The sequence below is a fragment of the Neoaquamicrobium microcysteis genome, assembly GCF_008180155.1.
Taxonomy (GTDB): Bacteria; Pseudomonadota; Alphaproteobacteria; order Rhizobiales; family Rhizobiaceae; genus Aerobium; species Aerobium microcysteis.
Map to the genome: position 1 here is coordinate 78,435 of NZ_VSZS01000066.1, position 19,802 is coordinate 98,236.

Sequence of the window (19,802 nt, forward strand, 5' to 3'; positions counted from 1 at the left end):
TAATTGGGTTGGGCAATATATTCAACCATAAGGGTGAATGAATGGACGACGAAACGCTCTCACGCATATTGAAGGCAGCCGGCGACACCACGCGGCGGCGGATCCTGACGCTGCTGGTGCAGGAAGGTGCCTTGAGGGTGACGGCCCTGGCCGCCCATTTCGACATGTCCCTGAACTCCGTCTCCAAGCACATCAAGGTGCTGGAGGAGGCAGGGCTGGTCACCCGCCGCACCGTGGGCCGCGAGCATTTCATCGCGGCTGAACTCGAGCCACTGAAGGTGACCGAGGCATGGTTCGGCGACTTGAAGTCCATCTGGGAACTGCGCCTCGAGGCGCTGGAAGAGTTGCTGGTCGCGAAGGATGACGACAATGCCCCAACAGGAAATGCGCGAAGCGGGACTGCCCGCAATGGAACTGCATGAACTGGAACTGAAAGTGAGCCGCCGGATACCGGCACCGCGTGAAACCGTCTTCAACGCATGGCTTTCGCCCGACCTGATGGCGAAGTTCATGCAGCCCTCCACCACGCGGGTCGGGCCTTCGACGGTCGAGAACGATCCGGTCAGGGGCGGGCGTTTCTCGATACTGATGAGAACGCCTGAGAAAGACGTGCCCCATGCCGGCACCTATCTGGCGATCGATCCGCACTCGCACCTGTCCTTCACGTGGGAGTCGCCGCATTCGCTCGACGACAGCGTCGTCAGCATTGACTTCGCCGAGCCGGAACCGGGCGTCACCGACGTAATGCTCAGACAGGTGAAGTTCAGGAGCGAGCAGGCGCGTGACGGCCATACGCAAGGCTGGACGCTGATCCTCCAATGCCTGGAAGAAACGCTCGGCTGACGGGAGGCGACCATGCTGCTTCAGGACAAGACCGCCGTGATATACGGAGGCGGCGGGGCGATCGGCTCGGCCGTCGCGCGGGTGTTCGCACGGGAGGGCGCACGGGTGTTCGTGGGCGGGCGCTCCATGGAAAGGCTCGATCGCGTCATTAGCGATATAAGCACTTCCGGCGGGATCGCCCAAGCCTCGCAGATCGACGTGCTTGACGAGCAAGCGGTCGATGAACACGCGGCGATGGTTGCTGCCGAGGCGGGCGGGATAGACATCGCGCTCAACGCAGTCAGCTTTCCGCACGATCAGGGGACGCCCATTGCCGATCTCTCGCAGGAGACGTTCATGCTGCCGGTCGACCGGTTCCTGCGCGCTTTGTTCATCACGTCGAAAGCAGTTGCTCCTTACATGGGCTTGCGGCGGCAGGGTGTGATCCTGACGCTGTCGGCGCCCGGCGCGACCATGGCTGCTGGTGGGCATCTCGGCCACGCGGCATCAATGGCCGGCACCGAGGCGTTCTCCCGCGTGCTGGCGGATGAACTCGGCCCACGCAACATCCGGGTCGTGTGCATGCGTCCGCACGCAATCGCCGACGCGCCGGCCGTAGGCTCCTACACCGGCGCTCTGTTCGCGCCCAAGGCCGAGGCGATGGGGCTCTCCGTAAAGGAATGGCTTGGCGGTGCGGCGCAGGCGACCATGCTCAGGCGCCTCCCGCGACTGGACGACGTTTCCGAAACCGCGGCGTTTCTCGCCTCGGACCGTGCGGCCGCGATGACCGGCGCGGTGGCCAACCTTACCTGCGGCGCGATTGCGGACTGAACCACATCTTCAGATGCGGCCGGTCAGCCCGGCCTGGCGGGCGCGTTGCGGTCCGCCAGGCCACGCATAAAGTTTTGCCTCCGGCAGTGGAGGGGAGAGCGTGCATAAAATGCGCGCCTCGGCCCGCGACTGGACGCCGATGGGGCTTGCGCCGAAGCTGGCCGCACGCTGGCCTCCGTCGCGCATGGAGCGCGTGACGTAGCCCTGCCCGACGCGGAAGAACAGGTCGAGGTTCTTCTGTGTCGCCAGTTCTATCAGGGGCGTGAGTGTCGTCTGGCCTGTCATGCGTCGCTGGCGAAAAGTGGACTTGCCGGACGCTAGCCTCCCTGATTTAACACTTGATTAACGATAAGCGGGGGCTGGCGATGCGCATCGTGGCCGGGCTGTTGGTGGGCATCCTGATAGGGGCGCTTGCGGCGCTGGCCCTGTCGGTTGCCGCAACATGGATTTTCGACATCTCGCAAATGGAAGGCGCCTATGCGATGGGCGTCGCGTTCTTCTACATGCCCGCAGGCGCGCTTATCGGCGGGATCGCCGGGGCAATCTTCGCATCGACGCGCTGAGCCGGCATTTCAAAATCCACATGACCGGATGCAACGCTTTGGCTAGTCTGCGGTTGTAGAGCGCCGGCATTCAGCAGGGGCCGGCGCGTGCGAGGGAGCAGGACCATGCGCTGGAGAGGTCGCCGCGAAAGCAGCAATGTCGAGGATCGCCGCGGTCAGGGTGGGGGCATACCCGGTGGTTTCGGCCGCGGTGGACGAGGCATCCCCATCCCCATAGGGCGTGCCGGCGGTGGCGGCATCTCGGGTATATTGCTGCTGGTAGTGCTGTTCTTCGTGCTGCGCGCCTGCGGCATAGACCCGATGCAGATCCTCGAAGGCGGCCCGGTCAACCCTCAGGTGTCAGAGCAGAGCGCACCCGGCGCCCAGCCCACCGACGAGGAGGGCCAGTTCGTCTCGGTCGTCCTGGCTGAGACGGAAGACGTCTGGAACGGCATCTTCCAGGCTGAGGGCCAGACCTATCGCGAGCCGACAATGGTGCTGTTCACCGATCAGGTGCAGTCGGCCTGCGGGTTCGCGTCGTCGGCGTCCGGGCCGTTCTACTGCCCCGGCGATTCGCGCGTCTATATCGACCTCGGCTTCTTCCGCGAGCTATCGCAGCGCTTCGGCGCGTCGGGCGATTTCGCGCAGGCCTACGTCATCGCGCACGAGGTCGGCCATCACGTCCAGAACCTCATCGGCGTCCTGCCCGAGTTCAACCGCCAGCGCCAGTCGATGAGCCCGACGCAGGCCAACGAGATGTCGATGCGGGTCGAGTTGCAGGCCGACTGCTTCGCCGGCATCTGGGCGCATTACACCGACCAGAAGGGCCTCCTGGAAGAAGGCGACATCGAGGAAGCCCTCAATGCTGCGCACCAGATCGGCGACGACACGCTTCAGCGCCGCACGCAGGGCTATGTCGTGCCCGAGAGCTTCAACCACGGCACGTCCGAACAGCGCATGACATGGTTCTCCAACGGCTTCCGCAACGGCCGGCTGGAAGATTGCGACACGTTCAACAACGACATCTGATGTAGGTGGGGGGACTTCCAAGTCCCCATCCACAATCTGGCTGATGCAAGCGCTAGGGCGGCGAGCAATTCTAGCGCCTATCCCGTAGCCTACGCGACGATATGGGTCTGGGAGTTCAGTCCCACATAAGGCGACCAATGGCCTGGTTAGATCCCATCTCTTTTTGCCTCCGCCGGCATGCTGTCGTGCGATGGAAGTGTCGAACGGCATCGGCTGCGTCGCGGCAGGCTCTTCGATCTTCGATAAATGGCTTCGTGGGATAACATCAACTACCCACAAGGTTCGGGATCGCCAGAACAAGCCCGGGGAACGCGATCATCAGCCCAACAACGACGAAGTCGATGATTAGAAACCACCATATGCCGCGGAAGATCGCAGAAGTCGAGACGCGATCGCCTACGACGCTTTTCACCACGAAGACGTTGAGACCGACCGGCGGCGTTATCATGCCCACCTCGAGCAACTTTACGATGAGAACGCCGTACCAGATCATGCTTGCGTCCGACGCGACCATCACCGGCAGGATCACCGGCAGCGTGAGTAGCAGGGCGCCCATCGGTTCCAGAATGAGCCCCAACAATACGAAGAGTACGGTCAGGCCGATCGCCAGTATCCATGGCTCGGCGCCGAAGCTTATGACGAACTCGGACAGAACGCCTGCGACATCGCTGATCGACAGAAAGCGCGTCAGAAGATTAGCGCCGATCGTGATCACGAAGATTGTCGCGGTCGTGTAGGTGGTTTCACGAATCGCATTCCACGCAACCCGCCAGCTGAGCGTCCTGTTGAGAGCGGCAACGCCGAAGGATGCGAGGGCACCGACAGCGCCGGCTTCAGTGGCGGTGAAAACGCCGGAGAAAAGGCCGCCGAACACTATGCAGATCAGAAGCAGCGTCGGCCAGACCTCCTTGAACGCCTGCGTGCGGGCGCCAGACTGGATCTTTTCCATCGACCTGGGTGCGAGAGACGGGTTGAGCTTCACTCGGATCAGAATGACGACGATGTAGGACAGGGCGGTGAGCAGGCCCGCGCCGATGCCGCCCAAGAAGAGTAGGCTGACCGGGGTCTGGGTAAAGGTACCAAAGATGATAAGGAGGATGGACGGCGGTATCAATGCGCCTACGGTGCCCGCCGCAGCAATGCTGCCAGTTGCAAGCTCTGGCTTGTAACCCGCCCGCAACATTTCCGGTACGGCGATGCGTCCCATGGCCGCCGCGCAGGCGACGCTCGAGCCCGTTACGGTCGCGAAACCCGCCGAGCCCACCACGGCGGTAATGGCAAGACCTCCCGGCAACCTCACGAACAACACGCGACAAAGGTTGAACAACCCGCGGGTCAGGCCAGCGTGGAAACAAACGAAGCCCATCAACAGAAACATCGGGATGGAACTGAGTGTCCACTTTGCGATGAAGTCGTAGACGACTGCTGAAAGAACGCCGAAGGCCCCTCGTTCCCCGATGAGGATGAACAGGCCTACGAACGACACGGAGGTCAGCGCCACTGCGATCGGGATTCTTGCCAGAATGAGGAAGACCGCCAGCCCGATGCCGGCGAAACCGATTAGGAGGTCGCTCATTCTTCGGGGTCCTCGCGGTTGCCGAATCCGAGGCTGTCTTGAGCGGGGTAGAAGAAGACGACACAACGGTAGATCAATGTCAGGGTCATCAGAGCGAACCCGACCGGAAGAAAATAATAGGAGGGCCAGATGTCGAGCCGTACGCCTTGCGTGAACACGAACGCGCCGACCTCGCGCTTGCTTTCGGCATCCAGAAAGGTCCGGTACGTGAGCACCGCGTAGACGACGATCGACAAGAGCCATGAGATGAAAAGCGCAAAAGTCTGCAGCGACTTCGACAGCATCTGGGTGACGACTTCGACGGAGATGTGCGCATTCATGCGCTCGGCGAATGCAAGCGGCAGGAACGCGATGCCGACCATGTAGTAGTTGGATACGATCTCCACCGTTGCGGGGAATCCGCGCGCAGATGCGTAGCGCGCAAAGACATCGACCGACACGTGGATCATCATCGCAACGACCAGGATCGCGGCTATGATCTGCGTAGCATCGAGGGCGCGGGCTAGAATGCGGCCCATCGTTGTGATCATGGCTGGATGCTCCCGGGAAGGTTGTGCCGCCCGCACGGCTTCAAGGTGCAGGCGGCACATACGTTACATACCGTAGGTAGCCTTGTCCGCCTCGCCATACATGTTCTCGCGGAACAGTTCGGCGACCTGATCGGCATTCGCGGGATCAATGTTTGCTACTAGCCCTTCCCATTTGGCGACGAGGGCGTTGAAGCGTTCGATCTTGCCCTGCGCATCCGTCACTCCGAACGACTCCTCGTTGAGCCGGGCGATCTCTGTGAGGTCTTCCTGGACAAATGCGTTCTTGGCATCGAGCATCGCCTGCTCGGGCTCGACCACGGTTACCCCGATCTCCGCCACGCCCTTCTCATGATAGGCAGTGTCGTCTGCATAAGTATTGGCGACGGATCGCCCGATGGACTCGGCTGCCAGATCCATTACGGCTAGACGGGTCTTTTCATCCCATCCGCGCCACGCGTCGAGATTGGTGTTGAATAGAGCGTTGATGTAAAGAGAGCCGATTGGCATGTCCGTGACGTGCTTCGCCACGTCCTTGAGGCTCAGCGTTACAAGCGCCTCGTAGGGGTGGACGTTCACGTCGATAGTGCCCTGCGAAAAGCCTTCGTAGATATCGCCTGCAGGCAGGTTCACCTGAGCCGCTTCCATCGCTTCGGCCCAGCGACCGTAAGCTGAGAAGCTGCGGATACGTTTGCCCTTAAGGTCGTCAAGCGAAGCAAGCGGCGTCGTTGAAATGAGGCGATAGGGGGCCGTTGACGTGAAGCCAAGGAACACCTGCCCCTGCGCGATCCACTCGTTGCGGCACGCTTCGTCAGTGAAGCAGTACTCGCTCGCCGCGCCGGCCATTGCCACGATGTTGGTTCCGGTCATGCCAAGGTCGCCGATGAGGTTCGACTCCTTCAGTTCCGCACGATGATATGAGGCCACCACGTAGCCGATGTCGGCGACGCCGTCGCGTATCCCGGGAAAGGTCTCGCTGAAATTGAGCAGCGACGAGCCGGCGAATAGCCGTGCATCGAGCGCACCGTCAGTACGCGCCGACAGGTTCTCGGCAAAGTATTTAGGTCCGGAAACAATCGGCGAATTGTCCGGCATACCGATCGCGAAACGCAGTGTATCCGCTCCGGCAGCGGAAAGCGTGATCACGGACAATGCCGTGGCCGCGCAGAGACAACGAATAAGGCTAACCATTCTAACTCCTCCCAACTTCGCAGAATGAAACGAAATTCACTCAATGAATTTCATGAATCTGATGCCAATGCAAATTAAATGTTGTGATGCAACTCGCGCATCGCCAGATGAAATGATTGGCCTACCATGTGTCGATGCGCCTTTGCCCTTGGCGCTTCACCGGGCCTGCCGCCGAGAAGGCGGAAAGAATACGGTGGCGTGATTCCGACGGGTCAATGACGTCGTCGATTTCGAGCACTGCGGCCACATTCAGCGCCTTGCCCCGTTCGTAAAGCTGATCGACGAGCCTGCGGAAAAGCGCCTCGCGCTCAGGACCTTCCGCCGCGGCAGCGAGGTCTGCACGGTATGCCAGCCGAACCGCTCCTTCGAGGCCCATGCCGCCGAACTCGCCCGTCGGCCACGATAACGTGGCTGCGGTGGCGGCGAAGCTTCCTCCGCCCATCGCCATCGCTCCCAGCCCATACGCCTTGCGCACGACAAGCGTCACCATCGGCACCTGAATTGACGCGGCGGTGACAAACATGCGCGACACGTGCCGCACAAGTGCTGTCTTCTCCGCTTCGGGTCCCACCATGAAGCCCGGAGTGTCGCACAGCGACAGCAGCGGCAGGCCGAAACTGTCGCAAAGCTGCATGAAGCGAGTGGCCTTGTCGGCGCAGTCGGCGTCGATAGCGCCGCCAAGTACACGCGAGTCGTTGGCTAGAATGCCGACGGCCCGGCCTTCCAGCCGCACTAGCGCGGTAACGAGGCCTGGAGCGAACGCCCGTCGCAGTTCCATCACCGAACCGGTGTCGGCAAGCTGCTCGATAAGCGTACGGACGTCGAAAGCCCGCAGACGGTTTTCAGGCACCACATGGCGCAGCAGGCGTTGGTCTGCGGCTTCCCAGCCAGAAAGATCGCCTTGGAAATAGGAAAGGTAGCGCCGGGCCTCCGCTACAGCCGCCGCCTCGTCCTCGACCACCAGATCGACGACGCCGTTGGGGGCCTGAACGGCAATCGGCCCGACATCGTCGGGTTGGACTATGCCCAGCCCGCCGCCTTCGATCATGGCGGGACCGGCCATGCCGATCGTTGAATCTTTCGTTGCAATGATGACGTCGCAGCAACCCAGCATCGCTGCGTTGCCCGCAAAGCAGCGGCCTGTCACGATGCCGATCAGGGGCACCTTGCCGTTCAAGGCGGCGAGCCGGTGGAATGTCATCGACGACAGGCCGCTTACGCCGGTGAAATCGGTGTCACCAGGACGGCCCCCACCGCCCTCGGCCCACACCATGACGGGGATCGACCAGTTGTCGGCGAGCGCCAGCATCCGATCCTTCTTGTGGTGCGCGTTGATGCCCTGCGTTCCGGCCAGAACGGTATAGTCGTAGGCGAGCGCCATGCACCGGCTCTTCTCCGGCGTGAAGCTATCGGAGTTGACGCTGCCGACTGCGGCGATCATTCCATCGGCGGGGCTTATGCGAAGCAATTCGTCGATGGAGCGTCGCGAGCGCTGCGCTGCAAGGGTCAAGCTCCCATATTCGACGTAACGGGTCTCGTCGAAGAAATCGGCGAGGTTCTCGCGGATCATGCGCTTGCCGATCTTGCTGCGGCGGGCCACGGCTTCGGGACGACCAACGTCCGCCAGGCTACTTCGCCGCTCCAGCAGTTCGGCAAGTTCAGGGCGAACACGGTCGAGGTCTTGGCCGTTCTCGACGGCTTCTGTAGCCAGTTCCGCACCACCGGGCCGCAGGAAGAATACGGCGGCTGCCGGTTCGGTCACTTCTCCTAACTCGCACAAGACGGAGGTGATGGTGCCCGCCGCTTCGGCGCTGATCGCCATCTGCATCTTCATGGCCTCGACGAGCGCAAGCTGCTGTCCTTTTGCAACGGTTTGCCCCAACTCTACATCTATCTGAACGATCATGCCGGGCATCGGTACCGTTACTGCCATCTCGCCATCGGGCGGCTCGATGGCGGCGATGCGTCGCGCAGGGGCCGAAGGCATGTCTTTCTTATGGTCGTCGTCGCGGAAATCCTGCGCGGCCAATGCGAGGAGATCGGGCAGCCTTTGCTCGACGAAGCGTGTATGAAATTCGAGCCTTGCGACCGAAGGTTGCGCAACCAGCCCTCGAAGGAATGAGAGGTTCGTCTCTACGCCGAGCACTCTCATTTGCTCGAGCACCCGGCTCAGCTTTCCCACAGCCGTGGCAAAGTCCGATCCGCGCGAAACGGCAATCACTTTAGCGAGCAGGGAATCGTAGGACGGGCTGATCCGATAGCCGGTATAGGCGAGCGTATCGACACGGATGCCAGGTCCTGTAGGCAGGTCAATGGCTGCTATGGTACCGCCCGATGGAATGGTGGTGCCATCCGGCATCAGCTGTTCCATGTTCACGCGGGCCTGGATCGCATAGCCCCGCGGGAGAGGAGGGGATGAGGGATCCAGACCTAACTCTCCAAGCCTTTCGCCGAAGCCGATTCGCAACTGCGTGGCGACTAGGTCTACGCCGGTGACCTCTTCCGTCACGGTGTGCTCGACCTGCAACCGCGGGTTCGCTTCCATGAAATAGAATGCGTCTGCGTCAGTATCGACAAGGAATTCGAAGGTTCCGAGACTTCGATAACCAACATCGCGCGCCAGCTTCAGCGCTGCTTCGATCACGCGACTACGCAACTTTTCTGGAAGGCCGGGGCAGGGGGCGATCTCGATGAGTTTCTGATGACGACGCTGCAGGCTGCATTCACGATCCCACAGATGCGTGACCTGGCCGGCGCCGTCTCCAACCACCTGCACTTCCACGTGGCGCGCACGCGCGATGAAACGTTCAATGTAGACGGCGTCCTGACCGAAGCTCGTGCGCGCCTCGGAGCGACATACCGCATACGAATCCGCAAGATCGTTCGAGCTTGTGACAATGCGCATTCCGCGCCCGCCACCACCGGCGACGGCCTTGATCATCGCCACGGCATCCGGGCCAAGCCCGTCGAAGAACCTGTGGGCCTCTTCGACGGATATGCCAGCGCGCGACCCCTCGGGCAGGGGTACCCCTAACCGGGCAGCCGCCTCTCGCGCGCTGACCTTGTCGCCGAAGACTGCCAGAGTTTCTGGTCGGGGGCCTATGAACGCGATGCCTGCGGCTTCGCAAGCGCGTGCAAATTCCGCGCTCTCACTCAGAAAGCCGTAGCCCGGATGTATCGCGTCACAACACTCATCGCTTGCGATTGCAATGATGCGGGCAATATCGAGATAGGCGGCTGGGCCAACACCTTCCAGCGCGCGCCAGCGATCTACATGCCGCAGATGCAGGCATTCTCTGTCGTCCTGGGGTGCGATGCCGACGCTCGTAAAGCCCAGTTCGGAGGCAGCACGCGCGATCCGGATGGCAATCTCGCCACGGTTGGCGATGAGGATTGTTCTGTTGGTCAAGTCGAACTGCCTGTAACGCGGATGGTTTGGTGCCCGTTGAAAGCGCCTGTGCGGGATGTCAGTCCTGGCGCTTCGCATACACCCCTGCCTTTTCCCGGTCCCATGCATCGCCGGCGGTCAGCCCGACATTGCGCAGGACATGCTTCTCGATCTTCTGGGTCGGCGTCTTGGGAAGGTCGGCTACAAAGCGCACGTAGCGCGGGATCATGAAGTAAGCGAGATGCGGCCGCAGAAACTCGATCAATGAAGCGGGATCGAGCTTTTGACCCTCCACAAGAGACAGGACCGCGAGAACCTCGCTCTCGCTGATTTCGCTATCGACCGCGACCGCGGCAGCCTCCCGTATGGCGGGATGAGCCATCAGCGCGGCCTCGACCTCGAAGGAGGAGATGTTTTCCCCGCGCCGGCGGATCGTGTCCTTGAGCCTGTCGACGAAGAAGTAATTTCCGTTCGCGTCCCTGCGGAACGTGTCTCCCGTATGGAACCAGCCATTCCGCCAAGCCTTGGCGGTAGCTTCCGGGTCGCCGTAGTAGCCGTGCATCATCGCCCACGGGCGATCCGTACGTATGATGAGTTCGCCGCTTTCGCCCACGGGAACTTCGCAGTCCCATTCGTCGACGATGCGCAGTTCTACGCCATCTCGCGCGCGGCCGCAGGTCCCTTTGGTCGTAGGGTTGGGCTCAGAGACGATGGGAAGCGACACCTCCGTCATGTTGAACGAGGTGTAGATGTCGAAGCCGAAGCGACGGCGAAGTTCCGCAGCGTCATCGTCCAATGGCTGTTGGATGATGTAGCGCAAATGCCCCAGTTTCTCTTCAGCGCATTCCGGTTGAGACAAAAGGAACCGCGTCATGACGCCGAGGAGAATCGCGAATGTGGCCTTGGTTTCGGCGATCGTCTGCCAGAACGCGCTGGTGCGAAAACGCTCGATCACCGCAACGGAACCGCCGCGTCCCATCATCATCATGCAGGGTAGCACTCCCGCGACATGGTACATCGGCAGGTTCACCAGATAGCGATCGTCCGCACCGAGGAAGTGCACGGCCTTGCCGGCGGTTTCGATATGCAGGTACGAACACATCACACCCTTCGAAGGGCCGGTGGTGCCTGAGGTGTAGAGGATGCACTGCATGTCGAACGGCAGGATTTCCCTCTGGAGGGCAGCGGGTTCTTCACCTGCCTCATCGAGCATTGACGCGCTGACGCGAGGAACGTTGCCGTCTCCCAAGGCTCCAGTGCCGAAGACGACGAGCTTTTCGAGGGCTCCGCGATCCACGGCTTCGATATGTTCGATCAGCCCATCGACGGTGACGAAAATCTTTGCGCCCGAATTACGGATCACTCGTTCGAGCAGGGATCCGCGATAGGCAGGATTGACGTGGACGGCGACAGCGCCAAGATAGTTCGCTGCAAACCACACACGAAGCGCATCGGGGCCATTCGGCAGCGCAATCAGCAGCATGTCGCCCTGCGCGAGTCCGAGCGCCTGTAGGCCTGCGGCTGTCCGCCGCGTTTCCTGAACGGTGCGTGCGTACGACCATTCGACGCCCCCCTCGAATGTGGCATAGGTCCGTTCCGGATGCTCTCCGGCGCGCTTCTCCAGCAGATAACGCAGAACGCAGTCTTCCGAAGCCGGGATGCGCACATCGTGGGTGTGATGGCGTGGCTGCGATGTCGGTTGCGCGTTCTGCTTCAATTTCCGTCCCTCCCTGGCCTGGGCGCATGCATCACAGGCTGCGACATCGCGCGTCTTGGCGAAGTCAATCCGAGGCAAGATCCATGGCGATGTTTTGAAGATGCCCGCTCCAAAGCTGTGCAAATGTTGATTGCCCAGCAAGCGCGCCAAAGCCGCCAGCGGCTGGCTTTCGGTCTGTCGGCCAACCCGCCGAACCGAGTGAGGCGATGAAATTCATCTTCTGATTTCCTCCCGCACGCAGACTATTGGTGGCCGGACGAGAGGTCAACAGAATTTCACATGATGCTACTCATTTCATCAGGCGGTATGGCGGCTGACGCCGGCGGATTCGACTTCCTGCTTGGAGTGCAATGATCGGCGCGCAAGAATCGCAATCGGCTCGAAGCCGTAACCTTCCCCTCTCCGGTGGATCAGCCCGGCATGTGTGCCGCCGAAATGCGATGCCAGGAGCACTGCGTTGCGGCTGGCGCAGAAGTCGAGCAAGGACATCCGTGTGCGATAGGCCGTCGCTCGATCTTCGCACAGTGACGAACCCCAATCAGGCCGATAGACCTGCAAGGGGTGATGGAAGCTGTCGGCGGCGAAGAGAAAGGTGTCGGGGCCGTTCTCCAGTATAAAGGCGAGTTGCGTTGCGGTGTGGCCGGGCACTTGCATCGCACGAAGGCCGGGGAACACCTCGGCGTCGTCATCTATAAGATCCAGCTGCCCTGCCTCCACTATGGGGGTAATCGCTTCTCGCAGGATCGAAGCCTGTTCGGGGTAGAGTGCGAGGCCGGCGCCGTCTGCTTGCCAGTGTGCATATTCCCGCCTGCCGACAACGTAGCGGGCGTTGCGAAATGCCGGCTCCCATCTGCCGTCGATGCACTGTGTATTGTTCTTTATGTGGTCCGTGTGCAAGTGGGTCAGCAGCACCATATCGATGTCTGATGGTGCAATACCTGCTGCGGCAAGGCTCATGAAGAAAGGCGCATTGGCGAGGCCCTTGTCCTGGTGACGGCCGCGACCGGTATCTACAAGGACAAGTTTGCCATCCAGTCGGAACGTCCAGCCATGAATGCTTGAGACGAGTTTGCCCTTCTCGGCATCATAGTACGGCATGGTGCCGACGAGCGGCGCCTCGGCGAAAACGTGAGGCGAAAAATCGGGAAAAAGGCTCTCTGGCGGAAAAGCCGCGCCCATCGATTCATTGATAGGAGTTAGGTCGAGCGCGCCGCTGTCTATGGTGTTCACATCCTGCCTCTCGCTCGATCCCGTCATCCGCATCGTTACTCGCGCTATGAACTTGTGCCGGGAGCGCTTCAAGGGTGCAGGAGCGCCATATCGTGATGGCAGTACCCGCTCGCCGTTGACTATGGCTGGTGGTAGCCGAGCTGGCTGCGGATGCGCTTTGCGACTTCCTGAAGCCGCTTGAGATGGACCGGTTTGCCGTTTTTGATGAGTTGCGGTGTCAGGCCTGCAATCGAGATCGCGCATACCGGGTGGTTCTCATTGTCGAATACCGGCACAGCCAGTGCAGTCAGCCCCAGCGCAACGTCGTCGATAGCGCACTCCCATCCCTGTTCCCGGATGAGTGCGAGACGCTTGCGCAGTTCCTTTTTCGACGTGATGGACTTCTCGCTCAGCTTTTCCATCGGTTGGGAAATCAACCGCTCAATCTCCTCATCGGGCTGGTAGGCGAGCAGCAATTTCGGCGCACCGCCGCAATTGAGCGGCAGTGTGCCGCCAACCTGCCACCAGTGAACCTCCAGGCCGCGCATGTCGTGCACGCGGTCGAGGCAGACTGCCGCGCCTTCCTTGAAGATCGAAAGGAAGGTGGTCACGCTGAATTCGCTGGCAAGCTCCACCAGTGCGGGCTGGGCGATCGCCCTGAGATCCTGGGTGTCACCTACATTGGATGCGAGGTCGCGAATGGCCCGACCCAGCCGGTAGTGATGGGTGAGCGGGTCCTGCGCGATATAGTTGCTCTGCATGAGGGTAAGAAGGAGTCTGCGCGTGGTGCCCTTGTCCAGGCCCGTGACGCTACTGACCTCGGCCAGCGTCTGCAAGTCCTTGCCCGCAAAGGAATTCAGAACCACCAGCGCGCGCGTTACCGCACGCACGTTCTGCACCGACGAGCCGGTGGTTTGATTCCCCGCCATGTTTATCTTCTTCCCAGCCATTGATACCAATCCCGCAACCTGGAATGTCGGACGCCGACATGTCAGTCAAAGGGCGATACGATGCGCTATCTGAACGCTACCATACCGGCGTTCGTCAAGTCCCTATGCCGGGTGGATCACTCAACCTCACAGAAACATGCCTACACGCCAGGCGTGCAGCGGCGTTATCGGCTCAAGGCCAGCGATGGTCGCGGAACTGCTCGCGCAGTGTCCCCTTCTGAATCTTGCCGGTTGCAGTGTGCGGAATTTCATCGACCACGACTACGTCGTCCGGTAGCCACCACTTCGCTATCTTTCCCTCCATGAACGCCAGCAGTGCCTCGCGCGTGGGCGCACGGCCTGGCTTTGGAACGACGATGAGGAGAGGTCGCTCGTCCCATTTCGGATGCGGTCGACCGATCGCGGCAGCCTCCGCCACGTCTGGATGGCTGACGGCGAGGTTTTCGAGATCGATGGTCGAGATCCACTCGCCCCCTGACTTGATGACATCCTTGGCGCGATCCGTAATCTGCATGTAGCCCATGGGATCAATATGAGCGACATCGCCCGTGTCGAACCAGCCCTCGGGAGTAAAGCTGGCGCTTCCCGCGCCGCGATAATAGGCACTTGCGACCGCGAAACCCCTCACCTTGAGATTGCCGAAAGACTGGCCGTCCCAGGGTTTTTCCACATCGTCGTCGTCAGTAATTTTCATTTCGACCCCGAAAGGGGCGTGACCCTGCTTCTGGCGGATGCTCATAAGTGCGTCGCTGCTGTAATCCGCATATTCAGGCTTGATGGTAGCCAGTGTTCCCACCGGACTCATTTCGGTCATGCCCCACGCGTGAATGACCTCGACGTCATAATCTCGCTGGAATTTTTCGGTGACGACGCGAGGGCAGGCGGCTCCACCTATTACAACGCGCTGGAGCCATGGCAGCTTCAGGCCTTTGGCCTCAAGATGCTGCAGCAGCATCAGCCATACGGTCGGTACGGCAGCGCTGAAAGTCACGCGCTCCGTATCCAGCAACTCGAAAATCGACGCGCCGTCCATCTTCTGGCCCGGCATTACGAGCTTAGCCCCAACCAGCGGGCAACTGTGCGCAAGTCCCCATGCATTGGCGTGGAACATCGGCACCACGGGCATGACGACATCGCGAGACGACAGGTTCATCGCGTCGGGAAATGCGTTCCTCATGGCGTGAAGCACGTTGGACCGGTGCGAGTAGAGCGCTCCCTTTGGATTGCCGGTCGTGCCTGACGTATAACACATGCCGGAGGCCGCCTTCTCATCAAGCTCGAGCCATCCGAAATCGCCATCGGCATCGAGGAGCCAATCCTCGTAAGATATCGCGTTCGGCAGGCTCGTCTGCGGCATATGCGTTGCATCGGTCAGGACGATCACCCGCCGCAGGGTCGACACCGATGGCGCAATACCCTCAAGCAGGGGCACTAGCGACAGATCGACAAATATCGCCCGATCCTCCGCGTCGTTCATGATCCAGCTGATCTGCTCGGGAAACAGGCGGGGATTGAGCGTATGGTAGACGCCGCCCATACCCATGATGCCGTACCATGTCGCCAAGTGTCGGCCGGTGTTCCATGCAAGCGTCGCGATGCGGTCACCGGGGACGAAGCCCTCCCCGTCGAGAAGTTGCGCCACTTTCAGCGCCGTTGCGCGAACGTCGGCATATGTCGTTCGCGTGATTTCGCCTTCGACCGAACGCGAGACGACTTCACGCCTGCCGTGCTGGATTGCGGCATAGTCGATAATCTTATGACAGAGCAGCGGCCAGTCCTGCATTAATCCATTCATGACCATCCTCACGTTGCACTAGGGATTGAACTCGACCATGGACGAGAAAAGCGCGCCTGCAACGGTCGCTGCCCTTCTAGTCCATGGTTGTCCTGGGAGGACTAACCCTTCAGTCCGAGCGATCCGGGGTTCATCAAGCCCCGCGGGTCGACCGCCTTCTTGACGTCGCATAGCAACGACCAAGTGCTGTCGTTGAGGATTTCGCGGAATGGATAGTCGCGTGCGACCTGCCAACTCACACCACCCAAAGAAGCGTAGAGCTCCTGCGTCCCTCGCCGCAGCCGGGCGACTGCGTCACGGGCCTGTGGGTTGGCAGCTCTATCGCGCCAGGGCTTCACGACTTCTGCGCCCAGGCTCTGCTCGTGGAGAGAGGTGATTTCGTCCATCCAGTAAAAGGCGGGCTCGATGAAGAACTCGTTGCCCACGGTCATTGTCATGATCGTGTAGACGATACCGTGTTCGGCCATGTCCGCCGCCCGCTCGGCGAAATAGGCGTCGTTTGCCTGAACGACGCGCTCGGCGTCGCCAAGGGGAAACACGGCGTGGATGGGCACCCAGCGCTCTCCATTGAGGCCGAGCATCCCGCGCACGGGCGAAAACGGCTTGGACCGCATCACTTTGGGTACGCTGTTGGGGAGGCTCTTGCCGGTGCGTTCGCCGATCGCCCTGAGTGTCGAGACGTTGACGGCCAGTTCCGGTGCGTTGCGTGCCTCAGTAACGATATGAAGCGTGTAGGGATGCTTCATCAGGAAAGAGGTGCCGGAGGTGGCTACGTCAACCGCGTTCTTCACACCTGCCAGCAGGGACTTGCCGGCGCTGGCCACGTTGCCCAGCGTTTTGAGGCTGTCGGAAAGGCGGTTGACGCTGGCCGAATGCTGCGCCTTGGTTCGATCGATCCCGAACCCTTCGGAAACCATGCGGGTTCTCGCCATGGCTGTCTGTGCAAGCGCCATGTCCTTGAGGCTTTCGAAGCCGAAGGTCAGATAGTCGACTTCGGCTGGCTTGGGCCAGAGCCGCAACGTGGCGCCTGCCTTGATGCCCATTGCGCCGTTGTCGCCGAGGAACATGCCTGTGAGGTCGGGGCCGCCGAAACGGGTAAAGGGCTTGGTGCCCTTGCGTCCTCCGGAGCCTGTGGTGACGATCCGCCCATCGGCGAGAACCAACGTGATGCCGAGGACGCTTTCGGCCACCGTTCCGTTGAGTGCCGAACCAAAGAACGCGCTGTTTTGCGAGAGGGCACCGCCTACTGTGGCGCGAATGCCTGAAAGCGGCCCCCAGTATCCGGTCCGCAGGTTGGTCCCTTCAAGGGCCTCGTTGACCTCTTCCCACGTCACGCCTGCTTCAACCGTTATGTACATGTCGGTCGTGTTGACCTCGACGATGCGGTTCATGTTGCGCGCATCGATAACGATGGAGTCAGACCGCTCGGGCAGGTAGCCCTTGGTGTAGGACATGCCGCCGCCGCGCGGAACGACTGCGACGCCCGCCTCTGTTGCAAGGCATACGGCAGCGGAAAGTTCTTCGGCATTCGAAGGCATGACCACCGCAAGCGGCGCGATGCCCGGCTGCCAAAAGATATCGTTGGCATAGAAGAGCCGCGTCTCATGGTCCGCCTTCACGCGGTCTTCGCCCAGCGCCTGTTCAAGCGCGGCGATAACCATCAGGTCGTCGGTTCTGATGTGTTCACTGATCGACATGCCATCCTCCATTGCAGTCCACAATTCGAATAGGAGTTGCAAATGATCGTGTCAATCAGTACCATCAGGTTCACGATGTGAAACGGTATGTGCCAGTTCAAGGTTCGTTGCGGCCACAGTCGCGAGCCCGTTCAGCAAACATCTTCCCCCTTCCAAACAATCGATCGTGTCATAGAATGACATACGGGTCATGGATTGACAGCCTGCGCTGGCGATGTATAGGCTGCCCGACGTTGGTGGAGGCTGACAGGGAGGCACTTCTTCACGCATTGCGGAATGGACGAGACATGCCATCGTGGCATGGTGAGCCAAAGCCGCAGACGTTTCCCCGGAGAAACGATTGGCCATATCCATAAGGATGGTGGGCGGGTTCGTGCGCGCTCAGATCGGCCTGCGTGTTTGAGGTGACAGATTGCCAGCTTCCCGGCGGAAACGCCGATCGCCACCGCCCGAGAAGGGCGGCAGCCAAGTTGGAGGAAGTTGATGATCATGAAGACTGGAACTATGCGTCTTGGAGCAGCTCTCGCGGCTGCCGCATTCTCCCTGGCGGGCTCCGCCTGGGCCGATCCCGCCCCCGGTCAGTACAATATCGGGATTATCAGCGACGATACGGGTCCGCTGGCTGCAGCGGGCATCTCCTATCATCGCGGCGCCGATCTCGCCATCGAGGAGATCAACGCCAACGGCTTTGCCGGTGAGGGTGTAACGCTTAACCTCCTCGTCAAGGACAGCGCCACGGATGCGGCGCGCGCCGTCCAGGCGATGACTCAGTTCGCGGCCGACCGTACCGTGCTGGCAACTACCTGCTGCATCATCACGCCCATCGCGGGCGCCCTGTCGCCGATCGCCATGAACAACAACCTGCCGCTGGTCATCTACGGGGCCACCCGCGAAGGCCTGCCTCAGGAGCCGTATGTCACCTCGGTCGTGGCGTTGCCTGGGCCGCAGGAGGTGATGATGTCGGAACGTCTGGCTAGCGAGCTGAAGCCCAAGCGCGTCGCCTACTATACAACGGGTGACAACGACATCTTCCTGGCCCGCGCGCACGCCGTTAAGGCTGTGTTCGAGGAGGCCGGTGCCGAAACGGTCGCCGAGATTTCGACGCTGGCCAACGACACCGACTTCACTGGTCCTGCAACGCAGGGCATGGGCACCAATCCCGACGTCATCATGGTAATGACGACGCAGCAGCCTGCCGTGGGTATCATTTCGGCGTTGCGCCAGCGCGGCTACGAGGGTCTGATCGGGACGTCGGAGGTGATCTCCCCGCCGGCCATTTACCAGAAGTCTGGTGATCTTATTGAAGGTATTCCCTTTGCGCTGTCGTTCCAGCCCGGCCTGTCGGACAGCCCTGAGGCGACGACCTTCATCGAGGCTTATCAGGCCAAGTATAACGAGCTTCCGGACGTCTACTCCGCCCAGGGTTACACCGCGATCCACTACATCGCTCAGGGCATGAAGGCGATCGACGGCGAACCCACCCGCGAGAAGCTGGCCGAGGAAATGTGGAAGATCACCTCGATCGATCACAACCTGTATGGCGGTCAGGAAATCGTCAACGGACAGGCCCAGATTCCGGAGACGTTGATCGTCAACTGGAACAGCGACGGCGAAGTCGCCCTCTGGGAGAACCAGTAACATGCAACTGTTCCTCGAGCAGCTTGTAAACGGGATTGCGCTCGGTTCGCTGTATGGTCTGTTCGGCATAGGGTTCGGGCTGGTTTTCGCCACGCTTGGGATTCTGAACACGGCCCACGGCGCTTATGCCAGCTGGGCCGCCATCATCGGCTACTTCGCCGTGGTATGGTATGATGTGTCTTTTCCGGTCGCGATCGCCGTCGGTGTCATCGGTGGCGGCGTGCTGGCAATACTCGTCGATCAGATCGGTTTTCAGCCGCTCAGGAACAGAAAGACGGGCATGCTGGGGGCATTGATCACCAGCATCGCCTTTCTCATCATATTGGACAGCCTTGCGGGCATGGCGACAAACCATCAAAGCTGGGCTTTCCCGTCACGGACCTATCCGCGCGGTATGCTCGATCTGGGCTTCATGCGCATTCCGTACATGCAGCTGATCATCATCGGCGCGATGGTGTTTTGTGCCGCCGGCATCTATTTGCTTATACAGAAGACACGGATCGGCGCGGCCATGCGCGCCGTCGGCTGGAATGCCGAAGCTGCTTCGCTCGGCGGCGTCAACGCCCGCATGGTCATCCTACTGACAGCCTTCCTCGCCGGTGCGACATCCGGCCTGGCAGGCGTTCTCGGCGGAGCCGCGACCTCCAACATCTCCTACATGCTCGGCGAGGGGCTCTTGCTCAAGGGCTTCGCGGCAGTGGTGGTGGGCGGCTACGACGACGTCCGCGGAACCGTGCTGGCCGGCATCCTGCTCGGCATTTGCGAAGTGTTCATTGCGCAATACCTGTCGACCACGTTCCGCGACGGCTTCACCTACATCCTGCTGCTCACCTTCCTCGTGATGCGGCCCCGCGGCATCTTCGGCAGCGGCAACTTTATGAGAGCCTGAC

At 60.9% G+C, this 19,802-nt stretch carries 17 protein-coding genes; 7 read left to right on the plus strand and 10 right to left on the minus strand.

The window, feature by feature from the left end; genetic code table 11:
* Nucleotides 1-41 precede the first annotated feature (41 nt).
* From FY036_RS17515 to FY036_RS17525, 3 genes are read left to right on the plus strand one after another with little or no spacing between them, the layout of a single operon-like run.
* Nucleotides 42-422 (plus strand): ArsR/SmtB family transcription factor, encoded by a 381-nt coding sequence (locus FY036_RS17515; protein WP_148916052.1) that lies wholly within the window; start codon nt 42-44, stop codon nt 420-422.
* On the plus strand, nt 370-843 hold the full coding sequence (locus FY036_RS17520) for an SRPBCC family protein (RefSeq protein ID WP_235897706.1): 474 nt from the start codon (nt 370-372) through the stop codon (nt 841-843). Before FY036_RS17515 ends, FY036_RS17520 begins: the two co-directional genes overlap by 53 nt.
* A gap of 12 nt (nt 844-855) precedes the next feature.
* A complete protein-coding gene (locus FY036_RS17525) occupies nt 856-1,653 on the plus strand; it encodes an SDR family NAD(P)-dependent oxidoreductase (RefSeq protein ID WP_148916053.1) in 798 nt (265 codons plus the stop codon).
* A gap of 9 nt (nt 1,654-1,662) precedes the next feature.
* Here the strand turns inward: FY036_RS17525 and FY036_RS17530 are convergent, their stop codons facing one another.
* Complete coding sequence (locus FY036_RS17530; RefSeq protein ID WP_148916054.1) at nt 1,663-1,938, minus strand: hypothetical protein; 276 nt, start codon at nt 1,936-1,938, stop codon at nt 1,663-1,665.
* A 53-nt stretch (nt 1,939-1,991) separates the two neighbouring features.
* Here FY036_RS17530 and FY036_RS17535 point away from each other — a divergent pair, with 53 nt between their 5' ends.
* Together FY036_RS17535 and ypfJ are read left to right on the plus strand one after the other, a co-directional pair.
* Nucleotides 1,992-2,216, plus strand: a complete 225-nt coding sequence (locus FY036_RS17535; RefSeq protein WP_210247468.1) for a hypothetical protein — start codon at nt 1,992-1,994, stop codon at nt 2,214-2,216.
* A 105-nt stretch (nt 2,217-2,321) separates the two neighbouring features.
* Nucleotides 2,322-3,224, plus strand: coding sequence for a KPN_02809 family neutral zinc metallopeptidase (ypfJ, locus tag FY036_RS17540; protein WP_148916056.1), 903 nt, complete (start codon nt 2,322-2,324; stop codon nt 3,222-3,224).
* 265 nt (nt 3,225-3,489) lie between these two features.
* Here the strand turns inward: ypfJ and FY036_RS17545 are convergent, their stop codons facing one another.
* The 9 genes from FY036_RS17545 to FY036_RS17585 form a co-directional block, all read right to left on the minus strand.
* Nucleotides 3,490-4,800 (minus strand): TRAP transporter large permease, encoded by a 1,311-nt coding sequence (locus FY036_RS17545; protein ID WP_148916057.1) that lies wholly within the window; start codon nt 4,798-4,800, stop codon nt 3,490-3,492.
* On the minus strand, nt 4,797-5,330 hold the full coding sequence (locus FY036_RS17550) for a TRAP transporter small permease (protein ID WP_161601162.1): 534 nt from the start codon (nt 5,328-5,330) through the stop codon (nt 4,797-4,799). The genes FY036_RS17545 and FY036_RS17550 overlap by 4 nt, the downstream gene beginning before the upstream one ends.
* Nucleotides 5,331-5,393: 63 nt before the next feature.
* A complete protein-coding gene (locus tag FY036_RS17555; RefSeq protein ID WP_161601163.1) occupies nt 5,394-6,473 on the minus strand; it encodes a C4-dicarboxylate TRAP transporter substrate-binding protein in 1,080 nt (359 codons plus the stop codon).
* Between the two features lie 166 nt (nt 6,474-6,639).
* The gene (locus FY036_RS17560; RefSeq protein ID WP_201744795.1) at nt 6,640-9,927 is read right to left on the minus strand and encodes a carboxyl transferase domain-containing protein; all 3,288 of its coding nucleotides are present in this window, start codon (nt 9,925-9,927) and stop codon (nt 6,640-6,642) included.
* 58 nt (nt 9,928-9,985) lie between these two features.
* Nucleotides 9,986-11,773, minus strand: coding sequence for an AMP-binding protein (locus FY036_RS17565; protein WP_201744796.1), 1,788 nt, complete (start codon nt 11,771-11,773; stop codon nt 9,986-9,988).
* A 147-nt stretch (nt 11,774-11,920) separates the two neighbouring features.
* Nucleotides 11,921-12,853, minus strand: coding sequence for an MBL fold metallo-hydrolase (locus FY036_RS17570; RefSeq protein ID WP_161601164.1), 933 nt, complete (start codon nt 12,851-12,853; stop codon nt 11,921-11,923).
* A 119-nt stretch (nt 12,854-12,972) separates the two neighbouring features.
* The gene (locus FY036_RS17575) at nt 12,973-13,782 is read right to left on the minus strand and encodes an IclR family transcriptional regulator (RefSeq protein WP_148916062.1); all 810 of its coding nucleotides are present in this window, start codon (nt 13,780-13,782) and stop codon (nt 12,973-12,975) included.
* A gap of 172 nt (nt 13,783-13,954) precedes the next feature.
* A complete protein-coding gene (locus FY036_RS17580) occupies nt 13,955-15,577 on the minus strand; it encodes a long-chain-fatty-acid--CoA ligase (RefSeq protein ID WP_148916063.1) in 1,623 nt (540 codons plus the stop codon).
* 101 nt (nt 15,578-15,678) lie between these two features.
* Nucleotides 15,679-17,274 (minus strand): FAD-binding oxidoreductase, encoded by a 1,596-nt coding sequence (locus FY036_RS17585; protein ID WP_148916064.1) that lies wholly within the window; start codon nt 17,272-17,274, stop codon nt 15,679-15,681.
* A gap of 483 nt (nt 17,275-17,757) precedes the next feature.
* Here FY036_RS17585 and FY036_RS17590 point away from each other — a divergent pair, with 483 nt between their 5' ends.
* Both FY036_RS17590 and FY036_RS17595 read left to right on the plus strand, forming a co-directional pair.
* Nucleotides 17,758-18,912: an ABC transporter substrate-binding protein gene (locus FY036_RS17590; RefSeq protein WP_148916065.1), complete on the plus strand. Its 1,155-nt coding sequence runs from the start codon at nt 17,758-17,760 to the stop codon at nt 18,910-18,912.
* A 1-nt stretch (nt 18,913) separates the two neighbouring features.
* Complete coding sequence (locus FY036_RS17595) at nt 18,914-19,801, plus strand: branched-chain amino acid ABC transporter permease (protein ID WP_148916066.1); 888 nt, start codon at nt 18,914-18,916, stop codon at nt 19,799-19,801.
* Nucleotide 19,802 lies beyond the last annotated feature (1 nt).

Bases quoted from the DNA above. Each gene is read 5' to 3' on its own strand.
- FY036_RS17515 (WP_148916052.1), top strand. From the start codon at position 42: ATGGACGACGAAACGCTCTCACGCATATTGAAGGCAGCCGGCGACACC.
- FY036_RS17520 (WP_235897706.1), top strand. From the start codon at position 370: ATGCCCCAACAGGAAATGCGCGAAGCGGGACTGCCCGCAATGGAACTG.
- FY036_RS17525 (WP_148916053.1), top strand. From the start codon at position 856: ATGCTGCTTCAGGACAAGACCGCCGTGATATACGGAGGCGGCGGGGCG.
- FY036_RS17530 (WP_148916054.1), bottom strand. From the start codon at position 1,938: ATGACAGGCCAGACGACACTCACGCCCCTGATAGAACTGGCGACACAG.
- ypfJ (WP_148916056.1), top strand. From the start codon at position 2,322: ATGCGCTGGAGAGGTCGCCGCGAAAGCAGCAATGTCGAGGATCGCCGC.
- FY036_RS17545 (WP_148916057.1), bottom strand. From the start codon at position 4,800: ATGAGCGACCTCCTAATCGGTTTCGCCGGCATCGGGCTGGCGGTCTTC.
- FY036_RS17550 (WP_161601162.1), bottom strand. From the start codon at position 5,330: ATGATCACAACGATGGGCCGCATTCTAGCCCGCGCCCTCGATGCTACG.
- FY036_RS17575 (WP_148916062.1), bottom strand. From the start codon at position 13,782: ATGGCTGGGAAGAAGATAAACATGGCGGGGAATCAAACCACCGGCTCG.
- FY036_RS17580 (WP_148916063.1), bottom strand. From the start codon at position 15,577: ATGAATGGATTAATGCAGGACTGGCCGCTGCTCTGTCATAAGATTATC.
- FY036_RS17585 (WP_148916064.1), bottom strand. From the start codon at position 17,274: ATGTCGATCAGTGAACACATCAGAACCGACGACCTGATGGTTATCGCC.
- FY036_RS17590 (WP_148916065.1), top strand. From the start codon at position 17,758: ATGATCATGAAGACTGGAACTATGCGTCTTGGAGCAGCTCTCGCGGCT.
- FY036_RS17595 (WP_148916066.1), top strand. From the start codon at position 18,914: ATGCAACTGTTCCTCGAGCAGCTTGTAAACGGGATTGCGCTCGGTTCG.